At 31.1% G+C, this 16226-nt stretch carries 14 protein-coding genes and 1 pseudogene; 8 read left to right on the forward strand and 7 right to left on the reverse strand.

Annotation, left to right across the window (positions count from 1 at the left end):
- Positions 1–724, reverse strand: a pseudogene (locus tag KA883_RS13265) (hypothetical protein); the annotation flags it as partial.
- Positions 725–917: 193 nt separating this feature from the next.
- Here KA883_RS13265 and KA883_RS13270 point away from each other — a divergent pair.
- The 6 genes from KA883_RS13270 to agrA all read left to right on the forward strand — a co-directional run bounded on the left by KA883_RS13270 (position 918) and on the right by agrA (position 6064).
- Positions 918–1547, forward strand: a complete 630-nt coding sequence (locus KA883_RS13270; protein ID WP_046208001.1) for a nitroreductase family protein — start codon at positions 918–920, stop codon at positions 1545–1547.
- Positions 1548–1774: 227 nt separating this feature from the next.
- Entirely contained in the window at positions 1775–2560 is a 786-nt protein-coding gene (locus tag KA883_RS13275) for a carbon-nitrogen family hydrolase (protein ID WP_064209760.1), read from the forward strand.
- 739 nt (positions 2561–3299) lie between these two features.
- Positions 3300–3869, forward strand: a complete 570-nt coding sequence (locus tag KA883_RS13280; RefSeq protein ID WP_046208003.1) for an accessory gene regulator AgrB — start codon at positions 3300–3302, stop codon at positions 3867–3869.
- A 2-nt stretch (positions 3870–3871) separates the two neighbouring features.
- Positions 3872–4009 (forward strand): cyclic lactone autoinducer peptide AgrD, encoded by a 138-nt coding sequence (gene agrD, locus KA883_RS13285; protein ID WP_046208004.1) that lies wholly within the window; start codon positions 3872–3874, stop codon positions 4007–4009.
- Positions 4010–4039: 30 nt separating this feature from the next.
- On the forward strand, positions 4040–5335 hold the full coding sequence (gene agrC / locus KA883_RS13290) for a quorum-sensing sensor histidine kinase AgrC (protein ID WP_046208005.1): 1296 nt from the start codon (positions 4040–4042) through the stop codon (positions 5333–5335).
- 12 nt (positions 5336–5347) lie between these two features.
- Positions 5348–6064, forward strand: coding sequence for a quorum-sensing response regulator AgrA (gene agrA, locus KA883_RS13295; RefSeq protein ID WP_046208006.1), 717 nt, complete (start codon positions 5348–5350; stop codon positions 6062–6064).
- A gap of 167 nt (positions 6065–6231) precedes the next feature.
- Here agrA and KA883_RS13300 read toward each other — a convergent pair whose 3' ends face one another.
- The 5 genes from KA883_RS13300 to KA883_RS13320 form a co-directional block, all read right to left on the reverse strand.
- Positions 6232–7197, reverse strand: a complete 966-nt coding sequence (locus KA883_RS13300) for a carbohydrate kinase family protein (RefSeq protein ID WP_046208007.1) — start codon at positions 7195–7197, stop codon at positions 6232–6234.
- Positions 7198–8679, reverse strand: a complete 1482-nt coding sequence (locus KA883_RS13305; RefSeq protein ID WP_046208008.1) for a sucrose-6-phosphate hydrolase — start codon at positions 8677–8679, stop codon at positions 7198–7200.
- Between the two features lie 807 nt (positions 8680–9486).
- Positions 9487–9711: a sulfurtransferase TusA family protein gene (locus KA883_RS13310; RefSeq protein ID WP_019469551.1), complete on the reverse strand. Its 225-nt coding sequence runs from the start codon at positions 9709–9711 to the stop codon at positions 9487–9489.
- Between the two features lie 26 nt (positions 9712–9737).
- Complete coding sequence (locus KA883_RS13315; RefSeq protein WP_070658276.1) at positions 9738–10823, reverse strand: YeeE/YedE family protein; 1086 nt, start codon at positions 10821–10823, stop codon at positions 9738–9740.
- Between the two features lie 184 nt (positions 10824–11007).
- The gene (locus tag KA883_RS13320) at positions 11008–11649 is read right to left on the reverse strand and encodes a redox-sensing transcriptional repressor Rex (protein WP_046206525.1); all 642 of its coding nucleotides are present in this window, start codon (positions 11647–11649) and stop codon (positions 11008–11010) included.
- Positions 11650–11796: 147 nt separating this feature from the next.
- Here KA883_RS13320 and abc-f point away from each other — a divergent pair, with 147 nt between their 5' ends.
- Positions 11797–13725 carry a ribosomal protection-like ABC-F family protein gene (gene abc-f, locus KA883_RS13325; protein WP_046206526.1) on the forward strand — a complete coding sequence of 643 codons (1929 nt, stop codon included), beginning with the start codon at positions 11797–11799 and terminating at the stop codon, positions 13723–13725.
- A gap of 345 nt (positions 13726–14070) precedes the next feature.
- Positions 14071–15672, forward strand: coding sequence for a MutS-related protein (locus tag KA883_RS13330; RefSeq protein ID WP_046206527.1), 1602 nt, complete (start codon positions 14071–14073; stop codon positions 15670–15672).
- 102 nt (positions 15673–15774) lie between these two features.
- Here KA883_RS13330 and KA883_RS13335 read toward each other — a convergent pair whose 3' ends face one another.
- Positions 15775–16197 carry a VOC family protein gene (locus KA883_RS13335; RefSeq protein WP_210140018.1) on the reverse strand — a complete coding sequence of 141 codons (423 nt, stop codon included), beginning with the start codon at positions 16195–16197 and terminating at the stop codon, positions 15775–15777.
- Positions 16198–16226: the final 29 nt, after the last annotated feature.

Raw genomic sequence — 16226 nt, forward strand, 5'->3', positions numbered from 1 at the left:
ATGAACCTCCACCTTCATTTGTATCAGACGTGTCTCCTTCACTTGGTTCATCTGGTTTTGAAGATGTATCTTCATCTTTATCAGGTTGGTCAGGTTTTGATGTTTCTCCTGTATCACCGTCTTCATTTGTATCAGACGTGTCCCCTTCGCTTGGTTCATCTGGTTTTGAAGGTGATTCTTCATCTTTATTGGGTTTGTCTGGTTTTGATGTTTCTCCTGTATCACCGTCTCCATTTGTATCAGAAGTGTCTCCTTCGCTTGGTTTGTCTGGTTTTGAAGATGTATCTTCATCTTTATCAGGTTGGTCAGGTTTTGGCGTCTCTTCTGTACCACCCTCTTCATTTGTATCAGATATGTCTCCTTCACTTGGATTGTCGGGTTGAATGTGTGTATCACTTCCATCATTGTTAGAAGCATTATCATTCAATGAATCATAGTTTTCATCTGATTTTAAATTATCATCTGTCAATTCATTTTTTATTATATTATTATTTTCAACGTTAGAGACAAAATTTTCTTTATCGTCTACATTATAAAGGTTGGAAATTGAAGGTGCAAAATATGAACGTCCCATTTCATCAGTTTCAGCAAATTTATTCTTTGTGCCAGTCGATGTGTTATTATTTTGATCTTCAACAGCTTGAATTGGTTTAGATATTAAAGCGGCACTTATTGCAAAAGCGAAGCTAGAGATTAATACTTTATTCATTTTATACCCTTTCATTTTCTCACCTCCATATTAGTAATCCTTATATTCATTATAATTATATTAGAAAGCTCACTTTTTTTCATTAAATAGATGGTTATTGAAAGGAAAAAGTAATAAATCTGAAATTTTTTGTAAAAACCCTATTTACAAACTCAGGTATAATTATTATACTAGATATATATTTTGAATTAATAAAGGAGCTACTATAATGGGAATTTTCTCTAAAAAATCAAAAGATTTAGATGCATTTCAAAATGCAATCGAAACAAGACGTACAATTTATAGTTTAGATAAAGAAATTTCAATTTCTGATAAAGAAGTTGAAAATATAATTGAACATGCAGTTAAACATGTACCATCTTCATTTAACTCTCAATCTACACGTATTGTTTTATTATTAAATGATAACCATGATAAATTTTGGGAAATTACAAAAGAAGCACTGAAAAATACAATGGGACCTGATCGCGATTTCCAACCGACTGCTGATAAAATTGATAATTTTAAACATTCATATGGAACAATTTTATATTTTGAAGACGAAGAAGTCATCGAAGGCTTACAAAATCAAATGCCTAATTACGCAGAAAACTTTGCAATTTGGTCTAATCAGACAAACGCAATGCATCAATTCGCTATTTGGACAGCACTAAGCACTGAAGGTATTGGGGCTTCATTACAGCATTATAACCCACTTGTAGATGTAGCTGTTTCTGAAGCTTTTGATATTCCAAAAACTTGGAAACTGATGGCACAAATGCCTTTCGGTAATATTCGTGAAGCAGCTAATGAAAAAGAATTTAATGATATAAGCAAACGATTCCTTATAAAAAAATAAAAGATTAAATATATGGAATGACATGTTATTATACATCCACCTTCAAAAACGTGGACAAAATGCATTCCTTTTCTATCAATGTTAGTATGATTGCCAAAATATGAGGCTTAGACTTCTGTGTCTTCGCCTCTTTTTTCATATCTAGATATAATACAATTTATCATATTTTGAATTTTCTAAATATATTTAGTATATTTAGTCTAATACTAATTTAAGGGGTGAAATTGATGAATATAGAAATCTTTCAACTTAAAATTGAACCAGCAAATGTTTCTTTTAATGAAGCAACCATTAAAAATTGGTTCTCTAATTATGTGACGACTGACACAGATGTTGTTGTATTGCCAGAAATGTGGAACAACGGATATGCCTTACCCCAATTGAACAAACTAGCAGATCAACAATTATCACGAAGTTTTGAGTTCATTTCAAAATTAGCTATTCAGTATCAAGTAGATATTGTAGCAGGCTCTGTATCTAATATCATGAAAGAAAGTGTATATAACACTGCCTTTGCAGTATCTAAGCAAGGCTATTTAATCAATAGTTACGATAAGGTACATCTTGTACCAATGTTAGATGAACCACTCTTTATGAGCCCAGGCAATGCTGTTCCTGAACCATTTTCACTTTCTAACGGTGTAAAAATTGCTCAAATTATTTGTTATGACTTGCGTTTCCCTGAGATACTACGTTATCCAGCACGTAAAGGAGCAGAAATCGCATTTTATGTAGCACAGTGGCCAAGTGTTAGATTAGACCATTGGATAGCTTTATTAAAAGCACGTGCGATAGAAAATGATATGTTTGTTGTCGGTTGTAATACCTGTGGTGACGATGGTAAAACTGAGTATGCTGGTAACTCAATAATTATTAATCCAAATGGTGAAATTATAGATCAACTCAATGATAAAGAAGGAAGATTAAATTGTTCGTTAAATTTAGATGAGGTTTCTAAACAACGTGAAGCAATACCCGTATTTAAAAATTTGAGACCTCATCTTTATAAATAAAACATAAAAAAACCGTGAGCTTGGGAGGGACTCACGGTTTTTTGTAACTTATTATTAAGGGAATGTTTTATACAGTTATTTCTCTATCTATTTTTGGGGATGTTATTAATTATGAAAAAAATTAGTGAATTTACCGATTAAAATGATAAATTGAATGATGTTTCCGATAGCTTACATGTTTAAATTTTAAATTGTCTCTGTTATAGACAATGTTAAAATAGATTTGATTTGAGACTGGGAAAGGTCTACAAATACAAATTTAAGGGATTTGCTTAACGTATTAAGCGAGTTGTGTACTAATTTAGTACTATTTCACGAAACCACTAGCTATTACTGAAAAGGTTCTTGTCACAACATCAGCCTCCTCTTATCCGTATTCAAAGAAATGAAACCGACAACTAAACTTGTAACTCCAATAACTATACGAAGATACAGTCACAATTTAGTAAAGTCAATTAGGCTCCTGCTCAAAAGCCTAACTAACAACATCATTTAAACGGCTAAGTCTAAATAATTTTTATCACTTCTTTGTGATACAAGTTTATTAAACCATGAATTTTTGAAATTGCGTTTAATAATTCCTAACTCGTTATATTTCATACTTATTTGTTAAGAATTATATGTTAAAATTAAAAAGATAAGAAATACAAACAGTTAGGAATACAAAACATACACTTAAGCAATGAGACGCCTAAAATATAATTAAAATTGTATAATACGGGTGAGGAGAGAATAGCCAATGGTAAAATTAATTGACAATAAAATAGATAGACTTGCTAAACAACTTCAAATACGAAACAATCTAGATAATATAGAGTATTTGAAAATGCGTTTAGGCATGCAAGTTGTAGTAAGTAACTTTTTTAAAGCAATTGTAATTTATGGCATTTCAATCCTTTGCAACCTATTTTTATACACACTAACTGTACACTTATCATTTTTTTTAATCAGACATTTTGCACATGGTGCACATGCTAGAAGTTCTCTATTATGTTATTTAGAAAGTCTTTTTTACTTTGTTTTACTTCCTTGGATAGTCGGGTATATGAAAGTACCGTCTGAAATAATGTATACCTTGTCTTTAATAGGTTTAGTTTTAATCATAATTTTCTCACCATCTGCAACTAAAAAGCAACCTATTCCACAACGACTTAGAAAAGGAAAAAAAATTAAAGCTATCGCCGTAACATTATTATTATTAATTATTTCTGTATTTTTAGATGAACCATACCAACAACTAATGTTGCTTGGTATTACCATCATTGCAATTTTACAAATTCCAATATTTTTCCCTAAGGAGGATTATTAATTATGAATATTTTCGAATCAATTTTAACTATTTTTGCTAAGTTCTTTACTTTCATTGGTACAATCTCAAGTGTAAAACCTTGTACTGGATTTGTTGATGAACCTGAAATTCCTAAAGAATTAACAGATTTATACAAATAAAATAATAGTTACTTAGAAAGTGTGTATAACATGGCGGTTTTATTTTTATTGATTTTATCATTATTACAAGCAATTATTTTGTTCTATACTTTGAGCCTTATAAGTGGTATTCATTTTATAAAGAAGGATTATATTTCTATTATTGGAATTATAATCCTTTCTGCTATTTTATTTTTTATAATTGATTCACAAGCAGTACTATTTTTATTCGTTGCTACATTAATATTTATGTATTATAAAAACAAATTTCTTGGTATTGTTACTACAATGATTTGTTTTTTTATTTTATATATGGCCAACTTTACAAGTTTGTGGTTAAGTAGTTTGATTGTAGATGTAATAGTTATCAAATATAATTTTTCAATATTTTATGCAATTACTTTCACTATGTTTTCATTAATTTACGCATACATAGCTAGGTTTTTTATAAAACGACTCTCTTTTTCAGATTTATCTTTGAATAAATTATATTTAATATTAGTTAGTTTATTTCTACTTATTATCTTAGGGTTGATATATTTTTACTTACCAAATCAAAATGTTTCATTTGGTGATGCTAAATTTATTTCAATCATGTATGCTGTGGTTATCATTACTACGGCAATTTTAATCATTACTATTTCCTTTAGCATTATACGACAAATCCAATATAAACGTAATATTAAAGAAATAGAAAATTATTATAAATATACGTTACAAATTGAAAAGATTAATAATGAGATGCGTAAGTTTCGGCATGATTATGTTAATATCCTTTCAACATTATCTGATTATATTCGAGAAAATGATATGGAAGGTTTACGTAAGTATTTCAATGAAGAAATCATACCTATGCAAGATAATATGCAAATGAAAACACTTAAAATTAATGGTATTGAAAATTTAAAAGTCCGTGAAATTAAAGGTTTAATCACAACAAAAATATTACAAGCTCAAGAAAAAAATATTAGATTAAGTATTGAAGTTCCAGAGCCAATTGAAAAAATTGATATGCCTATTATCAATTTGAGTAGAATTATTGGTATTTTATTAGATAATGCTATAGAAGCTTCAGAAAAAATAGAGGATGATCCTCTAATTCGCATTGCTTTTATCAAAAATGAAGACGATTCAGTTATGTTTATCATCATGAACAAATGTAAGCCTGATATGCCTAGAGTACATACCTTGTTCCAAGAAAATTACTCAACAAAAGGAAAAAATCGTGGTTTAGGATTATCTAACTTAAAAGAAATAACCGATGCAACTTCCAATGTTTTATTAGATACAACTATAGACAATAACTACTTTATTCAAAAAGTAGAAATACTAAATTCTAATTCATAAGGATGTGTAAATATGAAAATATTCATTTGTGAAGATGATGTAAGACAACGTGAAAATATAGTTTCTATTATCAATAATTACATCATGATAGAAGAAAAACCAATGGAAATTGAAGTAGCTACGTCAGATCCTTATGAGGTATTGGAACGTGCAAAGGAACTTAAAGATATTGGTTGTTATTTTCTTGATATACAATTAGAGGCCGATATTAACGGTATTAAATTAGCAAGTGAGATTAGAAAATATGATCCTGTGAGCAATATCATATTTGTCACAAGTCATAGTGAGCTCACTTATTTAACCTTTGTATATAAAGTTGCTGCTATGGATTTCATCTTCAAAGATGATCCTGACGAATTAAAATCCAGAGTGATTGATTGCCTCGAAACTTCAGAAACTCGATTGAAATTACTTTCAAAAGAAAGCACGGTTGAAACAATCGAACTTAAACGCGGCAGCAATTCTATTTATGTACAATACGATGATGTCATGTTCTTTGAATCATCTTCGAATTCGCATCGTTTGATTGCTCATTTGGACAATAGGCAAATTGAATTTTATGGTAATTTAAAAGAAATTGATAATTTAGACGAGCGTTTTTTCAGATGTCATAATAGTTTTGTTGTCAATAGACACAATATTGAATCCATTGATTCTAAGTCACGTATTGTTTATTTCAAAAATAATGAACACTGCTATGCTTCTGTACGTAATGTTAAAAAAATTTAATACATAAACTAAAAGGCTGAGACTACAAAATGTCTCAGCCTTTTAACATCACTTTTCAATTTATTGTGTGAAACTCATATATGCGTTTAGCTTAAATCAACCTTCAACACCCATTCAACCTTAATCACCTTAACTTGAGAGAATTATTGCAGTCCTTCCCTTTCTTTTTAATAATCAAGTAACACTTGAACTTCATCTAAAGTAGGTATACTCTCAATAGCGCCATATTTTGTAGTAACTTTTGCAGCAACGATGTTACTAAATTGAAGCATAGTTCCACCTTCTCGTTTTAATGCTTCTATCGGATTGATAATATCAGATGCTGCTAATCTATTAATTAATGCACCTACAAAAGCATCACCGGCACCAGTCGTATCTATTGCTTTCACTTTATAACCACCATGACTAAGCACGGTACCATCTTTGAAATGAATTTCAGCACCTTCTTTACCCTTAGTGTATATAACAGCTTCTACACTACCTTGGAATAACCAAGCGATTGCTTCTTTTTCATCTTTTTTTCCAGTGACGAATGACAATTCTTCGTCTGAAATTTTAAGTATATGTGCTGATGGCAAGAATTCACGAATTGCATTTTTACATTCCGCTTCACTTGGCCATAATGGCAACCGTACGTTAGGATCAAATATAATCGTACCATTTGCTGATTTCACTTTATTTATTAACGATTTATGCGCTTGTTTCATTGGACTATCTACGAGATCAACAGAACAAAAATGTAACATATCATTTTCTGTTACAGTTATTGCATCTATATTGCTAGGTTGATATAACATATCTGCTGATGGTTTACGATAAAATGAAAAATCTCGTTCTCCTTCTTTGGTTAAACTTACAAATGCTAAAGCTGTGTTCGCTTCATCTGTTCGTCGGATATAGTTTGTAGACACACCAATACTACTTATTGTTTCTACAATTAAATCACCAAAAGCATCGTTTCCTAACTGAGTGATCATAGCTGCTTGACCACCTAATTTTGTGGTTGTACAAGCAACGTTACAAGGTGCGCCGCCTACTTGTCTTGTAAACCCTTCTACGTCTTTTAATTTTGAGTCTTTTTGATTAGGAATAAAATCGATAAGTGCTTCGCCGATTGCAAGTAAACGTTTCATTTATTGTCCACCCTTTATATCATATTTTGTGAAATTGAGAAAGGCTTGCCCAGATTCAGTAGAAGCTTTAAATCCTATCGCATCATCATCTGTAAAAATTCTTGAAGTCATTACACGCTCACCATCATTACAAAATAATTCAATGCTAGATGTATCAACGAACATTTGTAATTGTGATAAAGGTGTATCCAAATAAGTGCTACGTGTTTTACCTTCTACTGGTTCTGGTAATGCGCCACTTTCACTACGATCTAATATAATTTTTTTGTTTTTTGTATTATAAGCGATACGTAAAGATTGTGATTTTGAGGCTCTTATTTCAAAATATATTTCAGTAGCTTCGTTTTCCAAGATATCAATAATCAATTCAAATTGTTTACCTTCATATGGTTTTAAGAATCGCGTAAATTTATTAGCGTAACCTAATGCTGTTTCTTTATTCGTTCTTAATTGTTGAAGTGCTTTAATAGGACGTTGTTTTAAATTGCCTTGTTCAATTGTCAAAATACGCGGAATTGTTAAACAATGCGCCCAACCATCTGAATCTGTAGGATAGGTCACTTCTGGTAAGCCCATCCAACCAATGAGTATTCTGTCGCCAAATTCATCTGTAAAAGTTTGAGGCGCATAAAAATCAAAACCATAATCTAATTCATGAAAATCACCATGATCCATAACAAGGTGATCTATGTCGTATTGCCCCATAATATAACCAGATTGGTAAATATTCCTAAATTTTTCACCCTCCGGTTCAATACCTTGTGGACAAAATAACAGTAAATCGAAGCCATCTAAATTAAAATAATCTGGGCATTCCCACATAAAACCAAACGCCTCAAGCTTTGTTTTTATTTCTCCTTGAAATGTCCAGTTCACAATGTCTGTTGATTGGTATTGAAGTATTCTTCCATATCCTTCTTCATTTTGTGCAGCAATGACTGCATAGTAAATTCCATCTTTAACAAACACTTTAGGATCTCTAAAATGTTGTGTATATCCTGACGGCGGTGCTGCTATTACTGCTTTTGGAAATTTTTGAACCTCGCCATTATCGAGTACTTTAGCTATATGTTGTGTCGACTTTCTATTCCAATTTTCATCTCTATGATTTCCTGTATACATATAATACAAGTTATTGTGATATGTAAATGCGCTGCCGCTATAAACACCATGACTATCATCTTTTGTATCTGGTTTTAGTGAAATCCCTTGATCTTCAAAATTTATTAAATCTTTACTTTTATATGTATACCAATATTTCAAACCATGGACTGCTCCTAAAGGAAACCACTGGTGTGAGATGTAGTATTCTCCTTTATAATAAATTAGACCGTTAGGATCATTTAAGAGTCCTGTTTTCGGCTGTATATGAAATAATTGTCTATATTTAGATTGATTCACAAGCTCAGTTAATTCATCCATTACTTCTTGATCAATATCTTCGTAACGCTGATAACGTTCATCTCTTGTCCATTCACTCACTTTATTTCCTCCTATTATTAACTACTACTTTCCGGATATTGTCCATCTCAACTCAACTCAGCATAACATTTATCCATCATTTGTTTTTATTTCATTCCTATTTAATTAGATTTGTCTTTTTATCGATTCAAAGCGCTATGGCTTCTCTTCTTCAATATCATTACACCTTGTATGATGTTTAATCAATATATGATTCCTATGACTAAGACCACATCAGATCAACAATGCTTAACATAAGTTCTGTTTCATCAACATTCATCCCTATAAATAGTTTCTAACTTAATATTAGTATAGCTTTATTAAATGCCTTAATTTAACTTTTCGCACATTATTTTGACATCATAAATATTCATATAGACTGTAATTGAAATGATATTCTATCATCTGACAGACAATTCGCTTTGATATGTAAATCATTTTTACTATCTCTTCCAATCAATCTACTTGGCACTGTAAACATCCTCTATTTTATCATATTGTAATCCCTTTAAATACTATTAAAAATCAAAGTCAACTTGCTTTATAAACACTTTTAACAATTGACAACTTTATGAATAACACTTTCAAAAAATCATCAATATACTTTGTTAGTTTTAAGAAGATTTATAAATAGTTCAACTCGGACTAACCTCGTTTAACCTTACAACGCGTGTAACTAAATGAGAAATTTTTATAGAACTAAAAAAAGTCCGAAACATAAAATATGTCTCGGACTTTTTTTCTGTAGTCAGCCTTTAACGAAGTGAAATCACTTCATATAGCATTGTGTTTTATCTTATTCAGATATTCAAATTTAGTTTTATATCACTAAGCTTTCTGAACAGTGATTGTCCAAGAAGCATCATCAAGTTGTTCATAATTAGTAACTGGGTATCCTTCTTCAGCTGCCCAATTTGGAATTGCTTCAGTTGCTTGGGTACAATCAAAATCAATTTTTAATTCGTCCCCGTTCTCTAAAGTAGTCATTTTCTTCTGTGCTTCAATCAAAGGAAAAGGACAAACCATACCTACTGTACCTAATTCATATACCATAATGAAATCCTCCTAAAAAATAAAATTTACGTCGTCTGTGTTTGTGTAGAAACTTTTTGCGTTGTAGATTTTTGAGCTTTTCTCATTGGTTTGATAAATATGAAGTAACTCATAAACCAAGCACCTAATATCATTGATGCAAGCGCGATCCAACCTTTCCAAGACATTGTAGCTGTTTCAACTAAACCATTTCCGATAGAGCAACCGCCTGCTACTGATGCACCAAATCCCATACATACGCCACCAATAACACTATTGCGGATTGTTTTTTTATCTGGTAATCTCCACTTAAATTCTCTAGCACCTTTTGCTGCAATATAAGAACCAGCAAAGATACCTAAAACAAGAAAGACACCCCAATCTAATAGTTGGACATCACCAGTTACAAAGAATTGAACAATGTTTGCAGATGGTGTTGTAATGCCTAAACCGTACATTCTACCAGTAGATTCACTCACTGGCCAAGCCAATAATGCAATGAGTCCAACTGCAATAGCTGCAACAAATGGATGGTATTTTTTTTCAAATAAATAATAGCGAATTCCTGTAAATTTTTGTTTTAACTTTGGTACGGCAATTTTGGGTTTTGGTTTGCGTAGTGTTTTTACAACAAATATGAGCGTTATCATTGTTAATAAAGTGACCCAAATCCATGTCGGAATACCTGTAGTTTGAGCCATACTTGTATTTACATTAGTAGGTTTATTGATTCCGTCCATTAAAGGTAATAATAAACCAAATTTAGTAGCAGCTGATGTAAATGCATATGCAATAAGTGCTATCCAACTACCAATTAATCCTTCTCCTGCTCTATACCATGTGCCAGTTGCACAACCGCCTGCTAATATAATGCCAATACCAAAAATAAATGAGCCAATAACCGTACCTATGATTGGATATGTGGACTCTGGTATTTGCACTAACCCTGTTGAAGTTAAAACGAGTAGTCCGATACTTTGAACGGATATTGCTATTAATAAGGCATAAAACATTTTATTACTTTTTTGGATATACATATCCCTAAATCCACCAGCAAGACAAAACCGTGTACGTTGCATGACAAACCCCAAAAGTCCGCCTACGATTAAGCCACTGATTACTAACCACGTCATAACATTACCTCTTTTCCGATGAAATCAATATGAATTATCATATTAGATTTACACTGAAATTTCAACCTTTCTGTTTTAAGTCTTATGAAAAGATGTGCTATGAAAACTTGCTAGTAAAAAAACTTTGCATAGACAACTAAACATAAAAATGTTTGCATCTATACAAAGTTAATATTAAAAATTATTATTTATTACTGTAATTTTTCATAAAGAAAAGTAAAGATTGTAGTTCAATCCCTAAATCAATATGATGAACTTGAACATCTGATGGCGTATAAACACGTGTTGGTGTAAAATTTAAAATCCCTTTAATGCCAGCTCCAACTAATGTATCTGCAACTTGTTGTGCTGCATTTTCAGGCGTTGTTAATATCACGACATCAATTTGCTCTTGCTTTAAGACATCGGTGATTTTCGAAAATGGACTTACAACCACATTGCCTATTTGTGTTCCTATCACATCATCTCGTATATCGAACGCCTCTGTAATAGTCATTTCATCATGAATAGAAAAATTATATGTTAGTAATGCTTTACCTAGGTTCCCTACACCTACGATGGCTATTTTAATTTCATCATTTTCACTTATTTCATTTTTAAAAAAATGTAACAAGCTATCAATATTATAACCATACCCTTTTTTGCCTAATTCACCAAAATAAGAAAAATCACGACGAATTGTTGCAGAATCAATGTTCAAACCTTCACTAATTGTTTTAGAATTAACTCTGTCTATCCCTTTAGATTTCAAAGTATTGACGAATCTATAATATAACGGTAACCGTTTTAACGTGGCACGAGGAATCTTTTCGCTTTGGTTAGCCAAGATCTTGTCCTCCTATACTAAAATGTCTAATTAATCTTATAATTACTACAACATTATACATTAATACATTATAAAAATAAACACTGGTAGTTTTAACAACACGCAGAATACGGTAGAATGATAATGAATAGAGAGGTGCAAAATCGTATGATATTATTACAATTAAATGACATTACTAAATCATTCGACGGAGAAGATATTTTTAACAATGTAGATTTTGAAGTGAAAACTGGTGAACGTATTGGTATCGTAGGACGTAACGGTGCTGGTAAATCTACATTAATGAAAATTATCGCTGGCGTCGAAGGTTATGATAGTGGACATGTTTCAAAAAGTAAAAATTTAAAACTTGGTTATTTAACACAACAAATGACACTCAACACAAACCAAACTGTGATTGAAGAAATGTCTAAACCTTTTGAAAATATGAAAAAGCTAGAAGCTGAAATGAAAAAAGAAACAGATTGGTTAGCACAACATGCAAATGCATATGATACAGACGAATATAAAAGTCATATCGATCGTTATGAATATTTATCCAATGAATTCGAACAACAGGATGGATATCAATATGAAAGTAAAATAAAAACCGTGCTCCATGGACTGAATTTTACTGAAGCGGATTTCAATCGCCCTATTAATGATTTTAGTGGTGGTCAAAAAACTAGGCTTTCATTAGCCCAAATGTTATTAAGTGAACCTGATTTATTATTACTTGATGAACCTACTAACCATTTGGATATGGAAACAACACAATGGTTAGAAAGTTATTTAAACTATTTTAAAGGTGCTATTGTTATCATTAGCCATGACAGATATTTTTTAGATAAAATAGTCAATCAAATCTATGATGTAGCCCTTGGCGATGTGCAACATTATATAGGTAATTATAAACAATTTATTGAAAAAAGAGATAAGTATTATGAAAAACGCATGCAAGAATATGAACGTCAACAAGATGAGATTAAACGCTTAGAAACTTTTGTTGAGAAAAATATAGCAAGGGCTTCAACTACTGGTATGGCAAAAAGCCGTAGAAAAATGCTTGAAAAAATGGAAAGAATCAATAAACCAATGATTGATGCCAAAAGTGCTAATATCCAATTTGACTTTGATAGAAATACAGGAAATGATGTTTTCCATATCAAAGATTTAGATATTGGATATGAGCAGCCAGTTACCAAAGGTATCAATATTGAAGTGACTAAAGGAGACCATATCGCCATTATTGGGCCTAACGGTATCGGAAAATCGACTTTAATCAAAACAATTGCAGGTATTCAACCGAAATTGAACGGAGAAATCACTACTGGTGCAAATTTAAAAATCGGTTACTATGATCAAAAACAAGCTGAATTCAAATCTAGTAAAACAATACTAGATTATCTGTGGGACCAATACCCTTCAATGAATGAAAAAGATATTCGCGCAGTACTCGGCCGATTTTTATTTGTACAAGAAGATGTTAAAAAAATCATTAATGACCTTTCTGGTGGTGAAAAAGCTAGATTGCAATTAGCTTTATTAATGCTTGAGCGTAACAATGTACTTATCTTAGATGAACCTACAAATCATCTAGATATAGATTCAAAAGAAATGTTAGAGCAAGCATTGGATCATTTTGAAGGTACGATTTTATTTGTTTCTCACGATCGTTATTTTATAAATCAACTTGCAAACAAAGTTTATGATTTGGACATTCATGGTGGCACAATGTATTTAGGAAATTATCAATATTTTATTGAGAAAAAAGAAGAAAATGAAGCAATTCAAGCTAAAAAGGAAAATGAAACTTCACATCAAACAAAACCAATTGAATCACAAAATGATCATTATACTGATCAAAAACTTCAAAAACGTGAACAACGCCAAATTGAACGACAAATTGATGAATGCGAAACTAAAATAGATAACTTTGAAACTAAAATCAATGAAATCAATGAAATGCTAACTCTGCCAGATATATACAGTGATCCAGAGGAAGCAAAGCGTTTAGCTAAAGAGAAAGAAAATAGCGAACAAGCATTAGAACAAGTTATGTCAGAATGGGCAGAATTACAAGAAAAGTTAATTTAAAGCATATTTGAACTAAAAGTACGAAAATGAAAAATTCATTTTTCGTACTTTTTTATTATTTTTTTACACATTAACTATTCACAACTTTAACCCTATCATCAAAGCTATCCACAGAGTTATCCTAGTTATACACAAGTAAAATGTTACTTTTTTGTCGATGAATATTCAGAAAACAATGTATGTCCACACATTTGCCCACGACTTATCAACAAGTTATACACTAATTGTTGATAAGTACGCACGTTCTCTATTGACATCTATAAATATTTAACTTAAATAGCGATTTGTATATCAATTTATTTCATGACATAATAAAGCATATTAATTTAGTATGAGGTGAAACTTATGTATCCTATTCTTTGGTTCCTAATCGCTTTAATAATTGGAACAACTCTTTTATTTATTATCACAACAATCATTGCCAATAAAAAGTTAATACATGATATCAAACCTTTATGGTCCTTAAGAAAGCCTTTAGAATCTTTTGTACGACCAAATCACAGGTATAGTTATCAATTCGATACATATAAACACCAGTTTGATGAAACAAATCTGATAGATGATAAAACTTACGCAGACTTGAATTTAAAAGCCCTTTTCGACAGCATGAACTTTAATTTTACTGCTATTGGTGAGATGCGTTTATATGCAACTTTAAGGAAAATGTTTACCATTCATAATCAGATGTTAATTCAAAAATTTAAAAATGACGAACTTTTTCGACTAAAGATATCGACCCACCTTGCTAAAATCGGTAAAGCAATTTATCCAACGTTCCCTGATCAACTAACCACAGTAAAAAGCAATCATCTGTATATGTTGACTACATATTTACCGTTAGTCTTTTTACTGTTTGCATTTTTAAAACCTGAAATCGGTATTCTTTTAACTATACTTGTTGCTATATTTAATATGATTTTAAGTGGCGTACTCAAAAGGACATTTGATCAAGACTTAAATTCATTATTTTATACATCAAATGTTATTAAAAAGGCTTATGCAATTCACAAAATAGATGGTGCCCCTACCATTGATGTTGACTTTAGTCATTTTAAAGTTGCTCGTAGGCTAAGTGGTCTATTGGGAAGAGTTAATACAGCAGAAGATTCTATGATATTTGCATTCTTATTAAAAGCAATATTTATGTTGGACTACCATATCTTCCATCTAATACAACATAGCTTTAAAAAATATGAAGCTGAAGTTATGGCGTGTTATGAATATATAGGAAGTATAGACAATCACTATGCAATAGCATTGTGGAGAGAAACATTAACACAATATGCATTGCCTCAAGCAAATAATGAGGATTCAGTAGAATTTGAAGCACTTACTCATCCACTGCTTGTCGATGCTATTTCTAATGATTTAGTAATTAATAGTCATATATTATTAACTGGTTCGAACGCGTCAGGCAAGTCAACATTTATGAAAGCAATCGCCTTAAATCTTTTACTCGCTCAAACGATAAATACAGTTACTGCAAAGTACTTTAAATATAAACCTGGCTTAATTTTTACATCCATGGTGAACCAAGATGATATCTTGTCTGGCGATAGTTATTTTATGACAGAAATCAAATCTATTAAACGATTGTTTGATTTAAAAACAGAGGATAAAATTTATTGCTTCATTGATGAAATATTTAAAGGGACTAATACAACAGAACGAATTGCCGCTTCTGAATCCGTGTTAAATTATTTAGGCAATAGCCAAAATTACGAAATCATAGCTGCGACCCATGATATTGAATTAGCTACATTATTAGAATATCAGTACAAAAACTTTCACTTTAACGAAACCATTTATGAAAATGAGATTGCTTTTGATTTTAAAATTAAACCTGGCAAAGCAGATACAAGAAATGCAATTGAATTATTAAGAATCTTAAAATTTCCTAATCAAGTATATACACGTGCTAAAACATCCTCCAATCAATTCCTTTAAGTCTTAGACCGAATCATTTAACTATAAATGCGCTAATAAATACAGAAAAGGAACAATGAAGTTTATATTCGCTTCATTGTTCCTTTATTTGTTTTAACTATTTTATTCAGCATTAATCATCCAAGTTATACCGAAAGGATCATTAAACATGCCATATAATTCTGACCACTCCGTTTTACCTAACGGCATTGCCTCTTCACAACCAGCTGCTATTGCATTGTTAAAGAAATCGATGGCTAGTTGTTTATCCGCTTCATTACTGTAATCAAATGTAAATGTTACAATTGCAACACTATTATCGATTTTTTTATTTTTCCATGTGTCACTACAATAAAATGTTTCACCTAAAACTTTAAATGAAGCATTCATTGTAAAGTTTTTGTCTACTTGGAATTCTTCTGGCATATCTTTAAACATTTCATGGTCACCACCAATACGTTGAATATCTGTGGCACCTAAATTTTTTTCATAAAAGTCTAATGCTGCTAAACTATTTTCAAAATTAAAATACTGAACTGATTTCATTTATAAGCCGCCTCCTGATAATGTAATTC

This window comes from Staphylococcus sp. GDY8P54P (assembly GCF_017892645.1).
GTDB lineage: Bacteria > Bacillota > Bacilli > Staphylococcales > Staphylococcaceae > Staphylococcus > Staphylococcus ureilyticus.

Coding starts and splice junctions, on each gene's coding strand:
- agrD (WP_046208004.1), top strand. CDS start 3,872: ATGAATATTTTCGAATCAATTTTAACTATTTTTGCTAAGTTCTTTACT.
- agrA (WP_046208006.1), top strand. CDS start 5,348: ATGAAAATATTCATTTGTGAAGATGATGTAAGACAACGTGAAAATATA.
- abc-f (WP_046206526.1), top strand. CDS start 11,797: ATGATATTATTACAATTAAATGACATTACTAAATCATTCGACGGAGAA.
- KA883_RS13330 (WP_046206527.1), top strand. CDS start 14,071: ATGTATCCTATTCTTTGGTTCCTAATCGCTTTAATAATTGGAACAACT.
- agrC (WP_046208005.1), top strand. CDS start 4,040: ATGGCGGTTTTATTTTTATTGATTTTATCATTATTACAAGCAATTATT.
- KA883_RS13315 (WP_070658276.1), bottom strand. CDS start 10,823: ATGACGTGGTTAGTAATCAGTGGCTTAATCGTAGGCGGACTTTTGGGG.
- KA883_RS13280 (WP_046208003.1), top strand. CDS start 3,300: ATGGTAAAATTAATTGACAATAAAATAGATAGACTTGCTAAACAACTT.
- KA883_RS13300 (WP_046208007.1), bottom strand. CDS start 7,197: ATGAAACGTTTACTTGCAATCGGCGAAGCACTTATCGATTTTATTCCT.
- KA883_RS13270 (WP_046208001.1), top strand. CDS start 918: ATGGGAATTTTCTCTAAAAAATCAAAAGATTTAGATGCATTTCAAAAT.
- KA883_RS13310 (WP_019469551.1), bottom strand. CDS start 9,711: ATGGTATATGAATTAGGTACAGTAGGTATGGTTTGTCCTTTTCCTTTG.
- KA883_RS13335 (WP_210140018.1), bottom strand. CDS start 16,197: ATGAAATCAGTTCAGTATTTTAATTTTGAAAATAGTTTAGCAGCATTA.
- KA883_RS13275 (WP_064209760.1), top strand. CDS start 1,775: ATGAATATAGAAATCTTTCAACTTAAAATTGAACCAGCAAATGTTTCT.